Source organism: Pseudomonas sp. AN-1 (assembly GCF_034057115.1).
Classification (GTDB): Bacteria; Pseudomonadota; Gammaproteobacteria; order Pseudomonadales; family Pseudomonadaceae; genus Geopseudomonas.
The window spans coordinates 3,497,758-3,514,949 of record NZ_CP139195.1; the positions used below are offsets into that span (position 1 = coordinate 3,497,758).

The 17,192-nt window shown below is 64.2% G+C and carries 26 protein-coding genes; 25 read left to right on the forward strand and 1 reads right to left on the reverse strand.

Features of this window, described 5'->3' with window-relative positions:
• The first annotated feature begins 6 nt into the window (after nucleotides 1–6).
• From rpsC to rplQ, 21 genes are all read left to right on the forward strand, one after another.
• Entirely contained in the window at nucleotides 7–693 is a 687-nt protein-coding gene (rpsC, locus tag SK095_RS16515) for a 30S ribosomal protein S3 (protein WP_136491001.1), read from the forward strand.
• Between the two features lie 14 nt (nucleotides 694–707).
• Nucleotides 708–1,121, forward strand: coding sequence for a 50S ribosomal protein L16 (rplP, locus tag SK095_RS16520; protein WP_136491002.1), 414 nt, complete (start codon nucleotides 708–710; stop codon nucleotides 1,119–1,121).
• Complete coding sequence (gene rpmC / locus SK095_RS16525; protein ID WP_003093720.1) at nucleotides 1,121–1,312, forward strand: 50S ribosomal protein L29; 192 nt, start codon at nucleotides 1,121–1,123, stop codon at nucleotides 1,310–1,312. Before rplP ends, rpmC begins: the two co-directional genes overlap by 1 nt.
• A 2-nt stretch (nucleotides 1,313–1,314) precedes the next feature.
• Complete coding sequence (rpsQ, locus tag SK095_RS16530) at nucleotides 1,315–1,581, forward strand: 30S ribosomal protein S17 (RefSeq protein WP_136491003.1); 267 nt, start codon at nucleotides 1,315–1,317, stop codon at nucleotides 1,579–1,581.
• Between the two features lie 22 nt (nucleotides 1,582–1,603).
• Entirely contained in the window at nucleotides 1,604–1,972 is a 369-nt protein-coding gene (gene rplN, locus SK095_RS16535; protein ID WP_090306378.1) for a 50S ribosomal protein L14, read from the forward strand.
• 12 nt (nucleotides 1,973–1,984) lie between these two features.
• A complete protein-coding gene (gene rplX / locus SK095_RS16540) occupies nucleotides 1,985–2,299 on the forward strand; it encodes a 50S ribosomal protein L24 (RefSeq protein ID WP_136491004.1) in 315 nt (104 codons plus the stop codon).
• Nucleotides 2,300–2,318: 19 nt separating this feature from the next.
• On the forward strand, nucleotides 2,319–2,858 hold the full coding sequence (gene rplE / locus SK095_RS16545) for a 50S ribosomal protein L5 (protein ID WP_136491005.1): 540 nt from the start codon (nucleotides 2,319–2,321) through the stop codon (nucleotides 2,856–2,858).
• A 13-nt stretch (nucleotides 2,859–2,871) separates the two neighbouring features.
• Complete coding sequence (gene rpsN, locus SK095_RS16550; RefSeq protein WP_090350184.1) at nucleotides 2,872–3,177, forward strand: 30S ribosomal protein S14; 306 nt, start codon at nucleotides 2,872–2,874, stop codon at nucleotides 3,175–3,177.
• Between the two features lie 178 nt (nucleotides 3,178–3,355).
• Nucleotides 3,356–3,748: a 30S ribosomal protein S8 gene (rpsH, locus tag SK095_RS16555; RefSeq protein WP_136491006.1), complete on the forward strand. Its 393-nt coding sequence runs from the start codon at nucleotides 3,356–3,358 to the stop codon at nucleotides 3,746–3,748.
• Between the two features lie 12 nt (nucleotides 3,749–3,760).
• Nucleotides 3,761–4,294, forward strand: a complete 534-nt coding sequence (rplF, locus tag SK095_RS16560; protein ID WP_136491007.1) for a 50S ribosomal protein L6 — start codon at nucleotides 3,761–3,763, stop codon at nucleotides 4,292–4,294.
• 10 nt (nucleotides 4,295–4,304) lie between these two features.
• Complete coding sequence (gene rplR / locus SK095_RS16565) at nucleotides 4,305–4,655, forward strand: 50S ribosomal protein L18 (RefSeq protein ID WP_090306395.1); 351 nt, start codon at nucleotides 4,305–4,307, stop codon at nucleotides 4,653–4,655.
• A gap of 3 nt (nucleotides 4,656–4,658) precedes the next feature.
• Nucleotides 4,659–5,159, forward strand: a complete 501-nt coding sequence (gene rpsE / locus SK095_RS16570; protein WP_136491008.1) for a 30S ribosomal protein S5 — start codon at nucleotides 4,659–4,661, stop codon at nucleotides 5,157–5,159.
• 2 nt (nucleotides 5,160–5,161) lie between these two features.
• Nucleotides 5,162–5,344 (forward strand): 50S ribosomal protein L30, encoded by a 183-nt coding sequence (gene rpmD / locus SK095_RS16575; protein WP_090213051.1) that lies wholly within the window; start codon nucleotides 5,162–5,164, stop codon nucleotides 5,342–5,344.
• Nucleotides 5,345–5,347: 3 nt separating this feature from the next.
• Nucleotides 5,348–5,782, forward strand: coding sequence for a 50S ribosomal protein L15 (gene rplO, locus SK095_RS16580; protein ID WP_136491009.1), 435 nt, complete (start codon nucleotides 5,348–5,350; stop codon nucleotides 5,780–5,782).
• The gene (gene secY / locus SK095_RS16585; protein WP_136491010.1) at nucleotides 5,783–7,111 is read left to right on the forward strand and encodes a preprotein translocase subunit SecY; all 1,329 of its coding nucleotides are present in this window, start codon (nucleotides 5,783–5,785) and stop codon (nucleotides 7,109–7,111) included.
• A 28-nt stretch (nucleotides 7,112–7,139) separates the two neighbouring features.
• Entirely contained in the window at nucleotides 7,140–7,256 is a 117-nt protein-coding gene (gene rpmJ, locus SK095_RS16590; protein WP_014854209.1) for a 50S ribosomal protein L36, read from the forward strand.
• Nucleotides 7,257–7,384: 128 nt separating this feature from the next.
• Nucleotides 7,385–7,741: a 30S ribosomal protein S13 gene (rpsM, locus tag SK095_RS16595; RefSeq protein WP_136491011.1), complete on the forward strand. Its 357-nt coding sequence runs from the start codon at nucleotides 7,385–7,387 to the stop codon at nucleotides 7,739–7,741.
• A 30-nt stretch (nucleotides 7,742–7,771) separates the two neighbouring features.
• Entirely contained in the window at nucleotides 7,772–8,161 is a 390-nt protein-coding gene (rpsK, locus tag SK095_RS16600; RefSeq protein WP_003093689.1) for a 30S ribosomal protein S11, read from the forward strand.
• 16 nt (nucleotides 8,162–8,177) lie between these two features.
• The gene (rpsD, locus tag SK095_RS16605) at nucleotides 8,178–8,798 is read left to right on the forward strand and encodes a 30S ribosomal protein S4 (protein ID WP_136491012.1); all 621 of its coding nucleotides are present in this window, start codon (nucleotides 8,178–8,180) and stop codon (nucleotides 8,796–8,798) included.
• Nucleotides 8,799–8,820: 22 nt separating this feature from the next.
• Nucleotides 8,821–9,822 carry a DNA-directed RNA polymerase subunit alpha gene (locus SK095_RS16610; RefSeq protein ID WP_136491013.1) on the forward strand — a complete coding sequence of 334 codons (1,002 nt, stop codon included), beginning with the start codon at nucleotides 8,821–8,823 and terminating at the stop codon, nucleotides 9,820–9,822.
• A 45-nt stretch (nucleotides 9,823–9,867) separates the two neighbouring features.
• Entirely contained in the window at nucleotides 9,868–10,257 is a 390-nt protein-coding gene (gene rplQ, locus SK095_RS16615; RefSeq protein WP_090350156.1) for a 50S ribosomal protein L17, read from the forward strand.
• Between the two features lie 155 nt (nucleotides 10,258–10,412).
• Here the strand turns inward: rplQ and uvrA are convergent, their stop codons facing one another.
• Nucleotides 10,413–13,247 (reverse strand): excinuclease ABC subunit UvrA, encoded by a 2,835-nt coding sequence (uvrA, locus tag SK095_RS16620; protein ID WP_320546865.1) that lies wholly within the window; start codon nucleotides 13,245–13,247, stop codon nucleotides 10,413–10,415.
• Nucleotides 13,248–13,376: 129 nt separating this feature from the next.
• On the opposite strand from uvrA, the gene SK095_RS16625 reads away from it, so the two are divergent.
• Genes SK095_RS16625 through SK095_RS16640 form a run of 4 tightly spaced genes read left to right on the forward strand, consistent with a single transcriptional unit; the run spans nucleotide 13,377 to nucleotide 17,109 of the window.
• On the forward strand, nucleotides 13,377–14,762 hold the full coding sequence (locus SK095_RS16625; protein ID WP_136491015.1) for an MFS transporter: 1,386 nt from the start codon (nucleotides 13,377–13,379) through the stop codon (nucleotides 14,760–14,762).
• 17 nt (nucleotides 14,763–14,779) lie between these two features.
• Nucleotides 14,780–15,283, forward strand: a complete 504-nt coding sequence (locus SK095_RS16630; protein ID WP_320546866.1) for a single-stranded DNA-binding protein — start codon at nucleotides 14,780–14,782, stop codon at nucleotides 15,281–15,283.
• A 19-nt stretch (nucleotides 15,284–15,302) separates the two neighbouring features.
• On the forward strand, nucleotides 15,303–16,187 hold the full coding sequence (locus SK095_RS16635) for a sugar nucleotide-binding protein (protein ID WP_320546867.1): 885 nt from the start codon (nucleotides 15,303–15,305) through the stop codon (nucleotides 16,185–16,187).
• Entirely contained in the window at nucleotides 16,180–17,109 is a 930-nt protein-coding gene (locus tag SK095_RS16640; protein ID WP_320546868.1) for an NAD-dependent epimerase/dehydratase family protein, read from the forward strand. Before SK095_RS16635 ends, SK095_RS16640 begins: the two co-directional genes overlap by 8 nt.
• Nucleotides 17,110–17,192 lie beyond the last annotated feature (83 nt).

The following is a 17,192-nucleotide window of genomic DNA, read 5'->3' on the forward strand; positions in this document are numbered from 1 at the left end:
GATCAGATGGGTCAGAAAGTACATCCCACTGGCATTCGCCTGGGCATCGTCAAGGAGCACACCTCGGTCTGGTACGCTGACAAGCGTACCTACGCCGACTACCTGTTCACCGACCTCAAGGTCCGTGAATACCTCCAGGACAAACTAAAAAGCGCGTCCGTGAGCCGTATCGACATCGCTCGTCCGGCTCAGACTGCACGCATCACCATCCACACCGCTCGTCCCGGCATCGTGATCGGCAAGAAGGGTGAAGATGTTGAGAAGCTGCGTCAGGACCTGACCAAGCAGATGGGTGTGCCGGTGCACATCAACATCGAAGAGATCCGCAAGCCGGAACTCGACGGTTTGCTGGTTGCGCAGAGCGTAGCTCAGCAGCTGGAGCGTCGCGTGATGTTCCGTCGCGCCATGAAGCGCGCCGTGCAGAACGCCATGCGCATTGGTGCCAAGGGCATCAAGATCCAGGTGAGTGGTCGTCTGGGCGGTGCGGAAATCGCCCGTACCGAATGGTACCGCGAAGGTCGTGTGCCCCTGCACACCCTGCGTGCCGACATCGACTATGCCACCTACGAAGCGCACACCACCTACGGTGTGATCGGCGTCAAGGTTTGGATCTTCAAGGGCGAGGTCATCGGTGGCCAGCACGAAGAGCTCAAGCCGCAAGCGCCTGCGCCTCGCAAAAAAGCTGCTAAGTAAGAGGAGTACGCAACATGCTGCAACCCAAGCGTACAAAATTCCGCAAGCAGATGACTGGCCACAACCGTGGTCTGGCTCAGCGCGGTAGCAAGGTCAGCTTCGGCGAGTTCGCGCTGAAGTCTGTTAGCCGTGGTCGTCTCACCGCACGTCAGATCGAGGCCGCACGTCGCGCCCTGACCCGTCACGTCAAGCGTGGCGGCAAGATCTGGATCCGCGTGTTCCCCGACAAGCCTGTCACCAAGAAGCCCCTCGAAGTTCGTATGGGTAAAGGTAAGGGTGGCGTCGAGTACTGGGTAGCCCTGATCCAACCGGGCAAGGTCCTGTACGAGATCGAAGGCGTTTCCGAAGAGCTGGCTCGCGAGGCTTTCGCCCTGGCTGCTGCAAAGCTGCCGCTCGAGACCACCTTTGTTAAGCGGACGGTGATGTGATGAAAGCGAACGAACTTCGTGAAAAATCCGTTGAGCAGCTGAACGAGCAACTGCTCGGCCTGCTGCGCGACCAGTTCAATCTGCGCATGCAGAAGGCAACTGGCCAGTTGGGGCAGTCTCACCTGCTCTCGCAAGTGAAGCGCGACATCGCTCGCGTGAAAACTGTGCTCAACCAGCAAGCAGGTAAGTAATCATGGCTGAAGCTCAGAAGACCGTCCGTACGCTGACCGGCAAAGTCGTCAGCGACAAAATGGACAAGACCATCACCGTCCTGATCGAGCGCCGCGTGAAGCACCCGATCTACGGTAAATACGTGAAGCGTTCGACCAAGCTGCACGCCCACGACGAAAGCAACCAGTGCCGCCTGGGTGACCTGGTCACCATTCGCGAGACTCGTCCGCTGGCCAAGACCAAGGCCTGGACCCTGGTCGAAATCGTCGAACGTGCCGTGGAAGTCTAAGGACTAAGGGTCGGAGAAAGATATGATTCAGACTCAATCCATGCTCGACGTCGCCGATAACAGCGGTGCTCGTCGCGTGATGTGCATCAAGGTCCTGGGTGGTTCGCACCGTCGTTACGCCGGTATTGGCGACATCATCAAGGTCACCGTGAAGGAAGCGATTCCGCGCGGCAAGGTCAAGAAAGGCCAGGTGATGAGCGCGGTCGTTGTCCGCACCCGTCATGGCGTGCGTCGTCCGGATGGCTCGATCATCCGTTTCGACGGCAACGCCGCGGTCCTGCTGAACAACAAGCAGGAGCCCATCGGCACCCGTATCTTTGGCCCGGTGACTCGTGAACTCCGTACCGAGAAGTTCATGAAGATCGTCTCCCTGGCCCCCGAAGTGCTCTAAGGAGTAGCCGTCATGCAAAAGATTCGTCGTGACGACGAAGTCATCGTCATCGCCGGCAAGGACAAGGGCAAGCGTGGCAAGGTGCTGAAGGTGCTGGCTGACGACCGTCTGGTCGTCGGTGGCGTCAACCTGATCAAGCGCCACACCAAGCCGAACCCGATGCTGGGCGTTCAAGGCGGTATCGTCGAGAAAGAGGCGCCGCTGCACGTTTCCAACGTTGCGATCTTCAACGCCGAAACCAACAAGGCTGACCGCGTTGGCTTCAAGGTCGAAGACGGCAAGAAAATTCGTGTCTTCAAGTCCACCCAGAAGCCGGTTGGCGCTTGAGAAGCATAGGTAAAACACCATGGCACGATTGAAAGATATTTACCGGAACGAAATCGCTCCCAAGCTGAAGGAAGACCTGCAGCTGGCGAACGTGATGGAAATTCCGCGCATCACCAAAATCACCCTGAACATGGGTCTCGGCGAAGCGATCGGTGACAAGAAGGTCATCGAGAACGCGCTGGGCGACATGGAGAAGATCGCTGGCCAGAAGCCGGTGGTCACCTATGCTCGCAAGTCCATCGCTGGTTTCAAGGTCCGCGAGGGCTGGCCGATCGGTATCAAGGTGACTCTGCGTGGCGATCGCATGTACGAATTCCTGGATCGTCTGATCACCATCTCCCTGCCGCGCGTGCGTGACTTCCGCGGCCTGAATGCCAAGTCCTTCGACGGTCGTGGCAACTACAGCATGGGCGTGAAAGAGCAGATCATCTTCCCGGAAATCGATTACGACAAGATCGATGCGCTGCGTGGGATGGACATCACCCTGACCACCACCGCCCGTACCGATGACGAAGGCCGCGCCCTGCTGCGCGCCTTCAAATTCCCGTTCCGCAACTGATTGGAGTAGGAACATGGCCAAAATGAGCATGAAGAACCGTGAGCTGAAGCGTCAGCAAACGGTCGCGAAGTACGCCAAGAAGCGTGCCGAGCTGAAAGCTGTCATTGCCAGCCCGAACTCCACTCCGGAGCAGCGCTGGGAAGCCCTGGTAGCCCTGCAGAAGCAGCCGCGCGATGCGTCGGCCAGCCGTCTGCGCAACCGCTGCCGCATCACCGGTCGTCCGCACGGCTTCTACCGCAAGTTCGGCCTGAGCCGTAACAAGCTGCGTGAAGCCGCCATGCGTGGTGATGTGCCGGGTCTGGTCAAGGCCAGCTGGTAAGACAGACAAGGCTCCCGGGTCCGCCCGGGAGCCCGGTCAAGCGAATCAAGCCCCTCTGGGGCTTGATTCGTTTTTGATCAGTCTCTAGAATGTCTGGCTCGCCTGAGTCCGGCATTCGTGCCCGAGCGCGGGCTAATACAGCCGAAAGGCTTTTTTTTGTTTCAGGAGCATCAAGCCCATGAGTATGCAGGACCCGTTAGCGGACATGCTAACTCGTATCCGTAATGCCCAGATGGCTGAGAAGACTGTGGTGAGCATGCCGTCTTCCAAGCTGAAGGCAGCAGTCGCCAAGGTTCTGAAGGACGAAGGCTACATCGCGGATTACCAGGTCAGCGGCGACATCAAGCAGCAGCTGTCCATCGAGCTGAAGTATTTCGAAGGCAAGCCGGTCATCGAAGAGCTCAAGCGCGTAAGCCGTCCCGGTCTGCGTCAGTACAAGGCTGTCGAGCAGCTGCCGAAAGTTCGCGGCGGTCTCGGCGTTTCCATCGTCTCCACCAACAAGGGTGTGATGACGGATCGCGCTGCTCGCGCTGCCGGTGTCGGCGGCGAAGTACTGTGCACCGTGTTCTAAGGGGGAGTCAGCATGTCTCGCGTTGCTAAGAACCCCGTCAAGCTGCCCGCCGGCGTCGAAATCAAGCTGGCCGGTCAGCAGCTTTCGGTGAAGGGTGCCAAGGGCGCTCTGGAACTGAAGGTGCATCCTTCGGTGGAAGTGATTCAGGAAGAAGGTGAGCTGCGTTTCGCTGCCCGCAACGGCGACCAGCAGACCCGCGCCATGGCCGGTACCACCCGCGCCCTGGTCAACAACATGGTTGTTGGTGTCAGCGAAGGCTTCCAGCGCAAGCTGCAGCTGGTTGGCGTCGGCTACCGTGCTCAGGCCAAAGGTCAGACCCTGTCGCTGGCCCTCGGCTTCTCGCATCCGATCGAGTACGAACTGCCGGAAGGCGTCACTGCCGAAACCCCGAGCCAGACCGAGATCCTGATCAAGGGTGTCGACAAGCAGGTGGTTGGTCAGGTGGCTGCCGAGATCCGCGACTTCCGTCGTCCGGAGCCTTACAAAGGTAAGGGTGTGCGTTACGCCGACGAAGTTGTCCGTCGTAAAGAAGCCAAGAAGAAGTAGGGCATAGCAAATGAGCGACAAGAAAGTTATCCGTCTGCGTCGCGCTCGCCAGGCACGCCTGAAGATGCGCGAGCTGGAGGCCGTACGCCTTTGCGTGTACCGCTCTTCCCAGCACATGTACGCCCAGGTCATCTCGGCCGACGGCGGCAAGGTCCTGGCCAGCGCCTCGACTCTGGACGCGGAGCTGCGTGGCGCTGCCACCGGCAACGTCGAAGCTGCCAAGAAGGTTGGCCTGCTGGTCGCCGAGCGCGCGAAAGCCGCCGGTGTCACCCAGGTGGCATTCGACCGTTCTGGCTTCAAGTACCACGGTCGTGTGAAGGCACTGGCCGATGCTGCTCGTGAAGGCGGGCTGGAGTTCTAAGTTATGGCGAACAACGAGCAGAAGCGCGACGAAGGCTACATCGAGAAGCTGGTTCAGGTTAACCGCGTTGCCAAGACCGTCAAGGGCGGCCGCATCTTCACCTTCACCGCGCTGACCGTGGTGGGTGATGGCAAGGGTCGCGTCGGTTTCGGTCGTGGCAAGTCCCGCGAAGTTCCGGCTGCGATCCAGAAGGCCATGGAAGCTGCGCGCCGCAACATGATCCAGGTCGATCTGAACGGCACCACCCTGCAGTACCCGATCAAGTCCGCCCATGGCGCCTCCAAGGTGTACATGCAGCCGGCTTCGGAAGGTACCGGTGTGATCGCCGGCGGTGCCATGCGCGCCGTCCTGGAAGTGGCCGGTGTGCACAACGTTCTGGCCAAGTGCTACGGCTCGACCAACCCGGTGAACGTGGTGTACGCCACCTTCAAGGGTCTGAAGAGCATGCAGTCTCCGGACTCCGTGGCGGCCAAGCGTGGCAAGAGCGTCGAGGAGATTCTCTGATCATGTCGAATGCCAAGATCAAGGTCACGCTGATCAAGAGCGTGAACGGCCGTCTGGCCAACCACAAGGCGTGCGTCAAGGGCCTCGGCCTGCGTCGCATCAACCACACCGTAGAGGTCCTGGACACCCCCGAGAATCGCGGGATGATCAACAAGGCCTACTACCTGCTGCGTGTGGAGGGTTAATCCATGCAACTGAACGATCTGCGTTCCGCGCCGGGTGCCCGTCGCGAGAAGCTGCGTCCGGGCCGTGGTATCGGTAGCGGCCTGGGCAAGACCGGTGGCCGCGGCCACAAGGGCCAGACCTCGCGTACCGGCGGCAAGATTGCCCCGGGCTTCGAGGGCGGCCAGCAGCCGCTGCACCGCCGTCTGCCGAAGTTCGGCTTCACCTCCCTGAAGGCCATGGATCGCGCAGAAGTGCGCACCTCCGAGCTGGCCAAGGTGGAAGGCGACGTCGTCACCCTGCAGGCGCTGAAGGATGCCAACGTGATCAACGAAAACGTGCAGCGTGTAAAAGTCATGCTGTCCGGTGATGTTGCACGTGCGGTCACCCTGAAGGGCATCGCCGTCACCAAGGGTGCACGTGCGGCCATCGAAGCAGCTGGCGGCAAAATCGAGGACTAAATGGCTAAGCAAGGTGCTCTCTCCGCGCTCAGCAATGGCGGGCTGTCCGAGCTCTGGGCTCGTTTGCGTTTCCTGTTCATGGCGATCATCGTCTACCGGATCGGCGCGCACATCCCGGTGCCCGGCATCAACCCTGACCGGCTGGCCGAGCTGTTCCGGCAGAACGAGGGGACCATTCTTAGCCTGTTCAACATGTTTTCCGGTGGCGCGCTGGAGCGCATGAGCATCTTTGCACTGGGGATCATGCCGTACATCTCGGCATCGATCATCATGCAGCTGATGACGGCGGTCAGTCCGCAACTGGAGCAGTTGAAGAAGGAAGGTGAGGCTGGTCGACGCAAGATCAGCCAGTACACCCGCTACGGCACTGTTGCCCTGGCGCTGGTCCAGGCCACCGGCATGTCCGTTGGTCTGGCCAGTCAGGGTGTGGCCTTCAGCACCGATTTCGGTTTCCACTTCGTGGCGGTCACCACCTTCGTGGCGGGGGCGATGTTCATGATGTGGCTGGGCGAGCAGATCACCGAACGCGGCATCGGCAACGGCATCTCGATGCTGATCTTTGCCGGTATCGTGGCCGGCCTGCCGTCGGCGATCGGGCAGTCCTTCGAGTCTGCCCGTCAGGGTGATATCAACATCTTCGCCCTGATTGCCATCGGTCTGCTGGCCGTCGCGATCATCGGTTTCGTGGTGTTCATCGAGCGTGGCCAGCGTCGCATCGCGGTGCACTATGCCAAGCGTCAACAGGGCCGTAAGGTCTTCGCGGCGCAGACCAGCCACCTGCCGCTGAAGGTGAACATGGCCGGCGTCATTCCGGCGATCTTCGCCAGCAGCATCCTGCTGTTCCCGGCCTCCCTGGGTGCCTGGTTCGGTCAGGGTGAAGGCATGGGCTGGATGCAGGACATCGCGCAGGCGATCGCGCCCGGTCAGCCGTTGAACATTCTGCTGTTTAGTGCAGGGATCATTTTCTTCTGCTTCTTCTACACGGCGCTGATGTTCAACCCGAAGGACGTGGCGGAAAACCTGAAGAAGTCCGGTGCCTTCATTCCGGGTATCCGTCCCGGCGAGCAGTCGGCGCGCTACATCGATGGCGTTCTGACCCGCTTGACCATGTTCGGTGCTCTGTACATGACGGCCGTATGCCTGCTGCCCCAGTTCCTGGTGGTGGCGGCCAATGTGCCGTTCTACCTTGGCGGGACCTCGTTGCTGATCGTCGTGGTCGTTGTGATGGACTTCATGTCCCAAGTACAATCGCACCTCGTTTCGCACCAGTACGATTCCCTGATGAAGAAAGCCAACCTGAAGGGCTACGGCAGCGGCATGCTGCGCTGACCGTCCCGTAAGGTTCGAGGAGTTGGTGATGAAAGTTCGTGCATCGGTCAAGAAGCTGTGCCGCAACTGCAAGATCGTGCGCCGTGAAGGCGTCGTTCGCGTGATCTGCAGCGCGGAGCCGCGCCACAAGCAGCGCCAAGGCTGAGTGTGATCTGCGAACCAGCCCGGCAGCTAGTGCGCTGCCGGGTTGATTATTTGTTATTACAGCGTTAATATCCACGCCCTTTTCTTGGCTTCCGGGGCGCGGATAGCTGTCAATTGGAGTTTTTCTGAATGGCCCGTATTGCAGGCGTCAACATTCCGGATAACAAACACACTGTTATCTCGCTGACCTACATCTATGGTGTCGGTCGCACCACCGCGCAGAACATCTGCGCCGCCACCGGCGTCAACCCGGCGGCGAAAATCAAGGATCTGAGCGACGAGCAGATCGAGCAGCTGCGTGGCGAAGTCGCCAAGCTCACCACCGAAGGTGACCTGCGCCGCGAAATCAACATGAACATCAAGCGCCTGATGGACCTCGGCTGCTACCGCGGCCTGCGTCACCGTCGCGGCCTGCCGGTTCATGGTCAGCGCACCAAGACCAACGCCCGTACCCGCAAGGGTCCGCGCAAGCCGATCCGCAAGTAATCGCATCCGCGAATCGACAGGAATATAGTCATGGCAAAACCTGCTGCTCGTCCTCGTAAGAAAGTCAAAAAGACGGTGGTTGATGGCATCGCCCACATCCACGCGTCCTTCAACAACACCATCGTGACCATCACCGACCGTCAGGGCAACGCTCTGAGCTGGGCGACTTCCGGTGGTTCCGGTTTCCGCGGCTCGCGCAAGAGCACTCCGTTCGCTGCCCAGGTGGCGGCCGAGCGCGCCGGTCAGGCCGCTCTGGAGTACGGCCTGAAGAACCTCGACGTCAACGTCAAGGGTCCGGGTCCGGGTCGTGAATCCGCCGTGCGTGCCCTGAACGCCTGCGGCTACAAGATTGCCAGCATCACCGACGTGACGCCGATCCCGCACAACGGGTGCCGTCCGCCGAAGAAGCGTCGCGTGTAATAGGAGACAGTGAAGAATGGCTCGTTACATTGGTCCGAAATGCAAACTGTCCCGTCGCGAAGGCACTGACCTGTTCCTGAAGAGCGGCGCCCGCGCTCTGGAATCCAAGTGCAATATCGAAGCGGCCCCCGGTATCCATGGCCAGCGCCGTGGTCGCCTGTCCGAGTACGGCACCCAGCTGCGCGAGAAGCAGAAGGTCCGCCGCATCTACGGCGTGCTGGAGCGTCAGTTCAGCGGTTACTACAAGGAAGCAACCCGTCGCAAGGGTTCGACCGGCGAGAACCTGCTGCAACTGCTCGAGTGCCGCCTGGACAACGTCGTCTACCGCATGGGCTTCGGTGCCACCCGTGCCGAATCCCGCCAGCTGGTTTCGCACAAGGCCATCACCGTCAACGGTCAGACCGTCAACATCCCGTCTTACCAGGTCAAGGCTGGCGACGTCGTCGCTGTCCGTGAAAAGGCCAAGAACCAGCTGCGTATCGCCCAGGCTCTCGAGCTGTGCGCCCAGCGTGGCCGCGTTGAGTGGGTGGAAGTTGATGCCGAGAAGAAGTCCGGCCTGTTCAAGAGCGTGCCGGCTCGCAGCGATCTGTCCGCTGACATCAACGAAAACCTGATTGTCGAGCTCTACTCCAAGTAAGAGCTAGAAAATAGGTGCATCCATGCAGAGTTCGGTAAATGAGTTTCTGACCCCCCGTCACATCGACGTTCAGGTGGTCAGCCCGACCCGCGCCAAGATCACGCTCGAGCCTCTCGAGCGCGGTTTTGGTCACACACTGGGCAACGCGCTGCGTCGCATCCTGTTGTCCTCCATGCCTGGCTGCGCAGTGGTTGAGGCTGAAATCGATGGCGTACTCCACGAGTACAGCGCCATCGAGGGTGTGCAGGAAGATGTGATCGAGATCCTGCTCAACCTGAAAGGCCTGGCCATCAAGCTGCACGGTCGTGATGAAGTGACGCTGACCCTTTCCAAGAAGGGTCCGGGTGCGGTCACCGCTGCCGATATTCAGCTGGATCACGATGTCGAGATCGTGAACGGTGACCACGTCATCGCCAACCTGGCGGACAACGGTGCCCTGAACATGCGTCTGAAAGTGGCGCGCGGCCGTGGCTATGAGCCCGCCGACGCCCGCCAGAGCGACGAGGACGAGAGCCGTTCGATCGGCCGCCTCCAGCTCGACGCCTCGTTCAGCCCGGTCCGTCGCCTGGCCTACGTGGTGGAAAGCGCCCGTGTCGAGCAGCGTACCAACCTGGACAAGCTGGTCCTCGACCTGGAAACCAACGGTACCCTGGATCCCGAAGAGGCCATCCGTCGTGCCGCGACCATCCTGCAGCAGCAGCTGGCCGCGTTCGTCGACCTCAAGGGTGACAGCGCTCCGGTGGTGGAAGAGCAGGAAGACGAGATCGACCCGATCCTGCTGCGCCCCGTCGATGATCTGGAACTGACCGTGCGTTCGGCCAACTGCCTGAAGGCGGAGAACATCTACTACATCGGTGACCTGATCCAGCGCACCGAAGTGGAGCTGCTCAAGACGCCGAACCTGGGCAAGAAGTCCCTGACCGAGATCAAGGACGTTCTGGCTTCCCGCGGTCTTTCCCTCGGCATGCGCCTCGACAACTGGCCGCCGGCAAGTCTGAAAAAGGATGACAAGGCGACTGCCTGATCGTCCCTGATAACCGAACTCAAGGTTTGGTAAGGAATTTCAATCATGCGTCATCGTAAAAGTGGCCGTCACCTGAGCCGCACCAGCGCACACCGCAATGCCATGTTCCAGAACATGGCGGTGTCGCTGTTCGAACACGAGCTGATCAAGACCACCCTGCCCAAGGCGAAGGAGCTGCGTCGCGTTGCCGAGCCGCTGATCACCCTGGCCAAGGAAGACAGCGTCGCCAACCGTCGTCTGGCTTTCGACCGCACCCGCTCCAAGGCTGCTGTCGGCAAGCTGTTCAACGAGCTGGGCAAGCGCTACGCCAACCGTCCGGGCGGCTACCTGCGCATCCTCAAGTGCGGTTTCCGCGCTGGCGACAACGCGCCCATGGCGTACGTCGAGCTGGTTGATCGTCCGGTTGCCGGTGCTGTGGAAGCAGCTGCCGAGTAAGTTCGGGTGATTCACAAGAAGCCGGGCCCAGTGCCCGGCTTTTTGTTGCCCGCGTTTTCTGCCCGGGGCAGAGCCGGCGCGCGCGGCTTGCGGATGCGACAAGGCCGGGCTTGATGCCCGGCCTTGTCGTGTACGGCTGGCGTTCCGCGCAGGAGCTACGCCCGGTCGCGCTCCAGCAGCGGGCCGAGGAAGCGCCCGGTGTGCGATTGCGGCATGGCGGCGACCTGCTCAGGCGTGCCCGTGGCGATGATCTGCCCGCCGCGCGAGCCGCCCTCGGGGCCGAGGTCGACCAGCCAGTCGGCGGTCTTGATCACGTCGAGGTTGTGCTCGATCACCACCACGGTGTTGCCGTGGTCGCGCAGGCGGTGCAGCACGTCGAGCAGTTGCTGGATGTCGGCGAAGTGCAGGCCGGTGGTCGGTTCGTCGAGGATGTACAGGGTCTTGCCGGTATCGCGCTTGGACAGCTCGCGGCTCAGCTTGACCCGCTGCGCCTCGCCGCCGGACAGGGTGGTGGCGCTCTGCCCCAGCTTGATGTACGAGAGGCCCACGTCGATCAGCGTTTGCAGCTTGCGCGCCACCGCCGGCACCGCATCGAAGAATTCGCGCGCTTCCTCGATGGTCATCTCCAGCACCTCGTGGATGTTCCGGCCCTTGTACTTCACCTCGAGGGTCTCGCGGTTGTAGCGCTTGCCCTTGCACACGTCGCACGGCACGTAGATGTCCGGCAGGAAGTGCATCTCCACCTTGATCACCCCGTCGCCCTGGCAGGCCTCGCAGCGCCCGCCCTTGACGTTGAAGGAGAAGCGCCCCGGGCCGTAGCCGCGCGAGCGCGACTCCGGCACCCCGGCGAACAGCTCGCGGATCGGGGTGAACAGTCCGGTGTAGGTGGCCGGGTTGGAGCGCGGCGTGCGGCCGATCGGGCTCTGGTCGATGTCGACTACCTTGTCGAGGTGCTGCAGGCCGTCGAGGCTGGCGTAAGGCGCCGCCTCCTGCGACTCGGCACCGTTCAGCGCATGGGCGGCCAGCGGGAACAGGGTGTTGTTGATCAGCGTCGACTTGCCCGAACCGGACACGCCGGTGACGCAGGTGAACAGGCCGAGCGGGATCTCCAGGTCGACGCTGCGCAGGTTGTTGCCGCGCGCGCCCTTGAGCCGCAGCAGCTTGTTGCGGTCGACGGGCGTGCGCTCGGCCGGGTAGCGGATCTTCGCGCGGCCGGACAGGTACTTGCCGGTCAGCGACTCGGGGTGGGCCATCACCTCGGCCGGGGTGCCCTGGGCGACGATGCGGCCGCCGTGCACGCCGGCGCCCGGGCCGATGTCGACCACGTAGTCGGCCAGGCGGATGGCGTCCTCGTCGTGCTCGACCACGATCACCGTGTTGCCGAGGTTGCGCAGGTGGGTGAGGGTGGCCAGCAGGCGCTCGTTGTCGCGCTGGTGCAGGCCGATCGACGGCTCGTCGAGGATGTACATCACCCCGACCAGGCCGGCGCCGATCTGGCTGGCCAGGCGGATGCGCTGCGCCTCGCCGCCGGACAGGGTGTCGGCGCTGCGCTCCAGGGTCAGGTAGTCGAGGCCGACGTTGACCAGGAACTGCAGGCGCTCGCGGATCTCCTTGAGGATCTTCGCGGCGATCTCGCCGCGCCGGCCGCTCAGGCTGAGATCGGCGAAGTAGTTGCAGGCGTCGCCCACCGGCAGCGCGGTGACCGCCGGCAGGGTCCGCTCGCCGACCCACACGTGGCGCGCCTCGCGGCGCAGGCGGGTGCCACGGCAGTCCGGGCAGGGCTGGGTGCTGAGCAGCTTGGCCAGCTCCTCGCGCACGCTGCTCGACTCGGTCTCGCGGTAGCGGCGCTCCAGGTTGGGCACGATGCCCTCGAACGGGTGGGCGCGCCGGACGATGTCCCCGCGGTCGTTGAGGTAGCGGAACTCCACCTCCTCGCGGCCGCTGCCATGCAGCAGCAGCTTCTGCACCGCCACCGGCAGCGCGTCGAACGGCTCTTCGAGGCTGAAGCCGTAGTGCGCGGCCAGCGAGCCGAGCATCTGGAAGTAGTAGACGTTGCGCCGGTCCCAGCCGCGGATCGCGCCCTCGGCCAGGCTCAGCTCGCCGTTGACCAGCCGGCGCGGGTCGAAGAACTGCTTCACGCCCAGGCCGTCGCAGCTCGGGCAGGCGCCGGCCGGGTTGTTGAAGGAGAACAGTTTGGGCTCCAGCTCGCCGATCGAGTGGCCGCAGTGCGGGCAGGCGAAGCGCGCCGAGAAGATGATCTCCGTGCCGTTCTCCCCCTCCATCGGGGCGACCAGGGCGATGCCGTCGGCCAGCTTGAGGGCGGTCTCGAAGGATTCGGCCAGGCGCTGCTGCAGGTCGCCGCGCACCTTGAAGCGGTCGACCACCACGTCGATGCTGTGCTTCTTCTGCTTGTCGAGCCTGGGCAGCTCGTCCAGCTCAAAGAGCCTGCCGTCGACTCGTGCGCGCACGAATCCCTGGGCGCGCAGCTCCTCGAACACCGACAGGTGCTCGCCCTTGCGCTCGCGGATCACCGGAGCCAGCAGCATCAGCTTGCTGCCTTCGGCGAGGGCCAGCACCTGGTCGACCATCTGGCTGACCGTCTGCGCCTCCAGCGGCACGTCGTGCTCCGGGCAGCGCGGGGTGCCGACGCGGGCGTAGAGCAGGCGCAGGTAGTCGTAGATCTCGGTGATGGTGCCGACCGTCGAGCGCGGGTTGTGCGAGGTGGACTTCTGCTCGATGGAGATCGCCGGCGACAGGCCCTCGATGGTGTCGACGTCGGGCTTCTCCATCATCGACAGGAACTGGCGGGCGTAGGCCGACAGCGATTCCACGTAGCGGCGCTGGCCCTCGGCGTACAGGGTATCGAAGGCCAGCGACGACTTGCCCGAGCCGGACAGGCCGGTGATGACGATCAGCTTGTCGCGCGGCAGGGTGAGGTCGATGTTCTTCAGGTTGTGGGTGCGCGCCCCACGGATCAGGATCTGGTCCACTGCAGCCTCGCATGGCGGGCGGAAAAGCCCGGAGTATACGGCTGCCGTCTGCCGGGCGGCAAAGCGCCGCGCCTGTGCCGGCGGCGGCGGTGCTGCTAGAATTGCGCCCCCGTTTTTCGAGGTGAAGTCATGCACGATCCGCACTCCGAGCGCATGAGTCCGACCGAGCAGCGTGCGGCTGCCGGTCTGGCCTCGGTATTCGCCTTCCGCATGCTCGGCATGTTCATGGTGCTGCCGGTGCTGGCGACCTACGGCCAGGATCTGGCCGGTGCCACGCCGTTGCTGATCGGCCTGGCCATCGGCGCCTACGGCCTGACCCAGGCCGTGCTGCAGATCCCCTTCGGCATCCTCTCCGACCGCATCGGCCGCCTGCCGGTGATCTACGTCGGCCTGCTGATCTTCGCCGCCGGCGCGGCGCTGGCGGCCAGCGCCGACTCCATCTGGGGGGTGATCGCCGGCCGGGTGCTGCAGGGCGCCGGCGCCATCTCGGCGGCGGTGATGGCGCTGCTCTCCGATCTCACCCGCGAGCAGCACCGCACCAAGGCCATGGCCATGATCGGCATGAGCATCGGCCTGTCGTTCGCCGCCGCCATGGTCATCGGCCCGCTGCTGACCCGCGCCTTCGGTCTGGCCGGGCTGTTCTGGGTCACCGCCGGCATGGCCCTGTTCGGCATCCTGATCATCGCCGTGCTGGTGCCCAGGCCGCAGAGCGCCCTGCAGCACCGCGAGTCCGGCGTGGCCCGCCAGGCGCTGTGGCCGACCTTGCGCGATGGCCAGCTGCTGCGCCTGGACTTCGGCATCGCCGCGCTGCACGCCATCCTGATGGCCAGCTTCGTCGCCCTGCCGCTGGCGCTGGTCGAGCAGGGCGGGCTGCCGAAGGAGGAGCACTGGTGGGTCTACCTGGTCGGCCTGCTGGTCGGCTTCTTCGCCATGATTCCGTTCATCATCTACGGCGAGAAGCGCCGGCAGATGCGCCGCGTGCTGGTCGGTGCGGTCGGCGTGCTGCTGCTCTGCGAGCTGTTCTTCTGGCAGCTCGGCAACAGCCTGGTCGCGCTGGTGATCGGCACCCTGGTGTTCTTCACCGCCTTCAACCTGCTGGAGGCCTCGCTGCCGTCGCTGATCAGCAAGATGGCACCGGCCGGCGGCAAGGGCACGGCGATGGGCGTGTATTCCACCAGCCAGTTCCTCGGCGCCGCCCTCGGCGGCCTGCTCGGCGGCTGGCTGTTCCAGCAGGGCGGGGTGGCCGCCGTGTTCCTCGGCTGTGCGCTGCTCGCTGCCCTGTGGCTGGGGTTTGCTGCTACTATGCGCGAACCGCCGTATGTGACCAGTCTGCGCCTGTCGCTGTCGCCCGAAGCGCTGCGCGAGGCGGGGCTGGTAGAGCGTCTGAAGGCAGTGCCCGGCGTGGCCGATGCTGTCGTGGTGGCCGAGGAGGCCGCCCTGTATGTCAAGCTGGATGCCCAACAAGTGGATCGCACGTCCATCGAGCGCCTGGTCAATCCGGCGCCGACGTGCTGAAGCCTTAGGAGAAAGTCATGGCTCGCGGAGTCAACAAAGTCATTCTGGTGGGTAACGTCGGGGGCGACCCGGAAACCCGTTACCTGCCCAACGGCAATGCAGTGACCAACATCACCCTGGCCACCAGCGACAGCTGGAAGGACAAGCAGACCGGCCAGCTGCAGGAGCGCACCGAGTGGCACCGGGTGGTGTTCTTCGGCAAGGTCGCCGAGATCGCCGGCGAGTACCTGCGCAAGGGCTCCCAGGTCTACGTCGAGGGCCGCCTGCAGACCCGCAAGTGGCAGGACCAGTCCGGCCAGGACCGCTACACCACCGAGATCGTGGTCGACATGGGCGGCCAGATGCAGCTGCTCGGCAGCCGCGGCGGCAACGCCGAGGGCGGTGACTACGCCCAGCGTCCGGCGCGCCCGCAGCGCGAGCCGCAGCAGCAGGCGCCGCGCGAGTCGCGTCCGGCCCCGCAGCAGCCGGCCGCCCAGCCGGCGCCGGACTACGACAGCTTCGACGACGATATCCCGTTCTGAGCCGAGGCAGTCCATCACCATGCGCATGCGCCTGATGCTGCTGGGCGGCGGTAATGCCCTGGGACAGGCGCTGCTGCGCCAGGGGGCTGAAGAGAACGTCGAGTTCCTCGCCCCGGTGCCGCCGCCGCAGGGCTGGGACCCGGCCAGCCTGACCGTGCTGCTCGACGAGCAGCGCCCGGACGCGCTGGTCAACTTGGCCTACTACCACGACTGGTTCCAGGCCGAGCAGATCGAGGCCGAACGGCTGTTCGTCCAGGAGCGCGCCATCGACCGCCTGGCCGAGCTGTGCCTGCACCACGAGATCGTCCTGCTGCAGCCGTCCAGCTACAAGGTGTTCGACGGCGCCCGCGCCACCGCCTACAGCGAGAAGGACGACATCCACCCGCTGAGCCTGCGCGGCCAGGCGCTATGGCACTTCGAGCAGAGCGTGCGGGCCATCTGCCCGCGGCACATCCTGCTGCGTTTCGGCTGGCTGCTCGACGAGAGTCCGGAGGGGCGCATGGGCCGTCTGCTCCGGTGGGCGGAGAGCGGCGAGCCGCTGTGCCTCGCCGACGACCGACGCGGCAACCCGACCCCGGTGGACGACGCCGCGCGGGTGATCCTCGCGGTGCTCAAGCAGCTCGACTGCAATGCGCCGCTGTGGGGCACCTACCACTATGGCGGCATCGAGGCGACCACCAGCCTGGCCATGGGCCAGGCCACCCTGGCCGAGGCGCGCCGCCATCGCCCGGACATCCCCCAGGACTTCACCCCGCAGGCCCACGCCGAGCGTCCCGACGCGCCGGAAGAACCGCAGCATGCGGTGCTCGCCTGCCGGAAGATCCTCAACACCTTCGGCATCAAGCCGCGCGCCTGGCGCGCCGCCCTGCCGGCCGTCGTGGACCGCTACTACCGTCATGTCTGATACCCTGATCCTGGTCACCGGCGGCGCCGGCTTCATCGGCTCGCACCTGGCCGATGCCCTGCTGGCGCGCGGCCACCGCGTGCGCGTGCTGGACAACCTGTCCACCGGCAAGCGCGCCAACCTGCCGCTGGACAACCCGCGCCTCGAGCTGGTCGAGGGCGACGTGGCCGACATCGGGGCGGTGCGGGCGGCGCTGGCTGGTTGCACCGCGGTGGCCCACCTGGCGGCGGTGGCCTCGGTGCAGGCCTCGGTGGACGATCCGGTCGGCACCCACCAGAGCAACTTCATCGGCACCCTCAACCTGTGCGAGGCCATGCGCGAGCAGGGCGTGCGCCGGGTGCTGTTCGCCTCCAGCGCGGCGGTGTACGGGCAGAACGGCGAAGGCACGGCCATCGACGAGGACACCCCCAAGGCGCCGCTGACCCCCTACGCCGCGGACAAGCTGGCCAGCGAGCATTACCTCGACTTCTACCGCCGCCAGCATGGCCTGGAACCGGCGATCTTCCGCTTCTTCAACATCTTCGGCCCGCGCCAGGATCCGTCCTCGCCGTATTCCGGGGTGATCAGCATCTTCGCCGAGCGCGCGCTGGCCGGCCTGCCGATCAGCGTGTTCGGCGACGGCGAGCAGACCCGCGACTTCGTCTACGTTGCCGACCTGGTGACGCTGCTGGTGCAGGCGCTGGAGGCGCCGCAGGTGGAAGCGGGGGCGGTGAACGTCGGCCTCGATCGCGCCACCAGCCTCAACCAGCTGCTGGCGGCGCTGGCGGACATCCTCGGTAACCTGCCGCCGGTGACCCATGGCGAGGCGCGTGCCGGCGATATCCGCCACTCGCGGGCGGACAACCGGCGCCTGCTGGCGCGCTTCGTCTTCTCCGAGCCGACACCGCTGCGCGACGGGCTGGCGCGGCTGCTCGGCCGCTGAGCTGGTGTTGTCCGGCGCCTGTTGCAGCGGGTGGGCGGGATGGCAGAAACGACAAAGGCACCTTGCGGTGCCTTTGTCGTTTC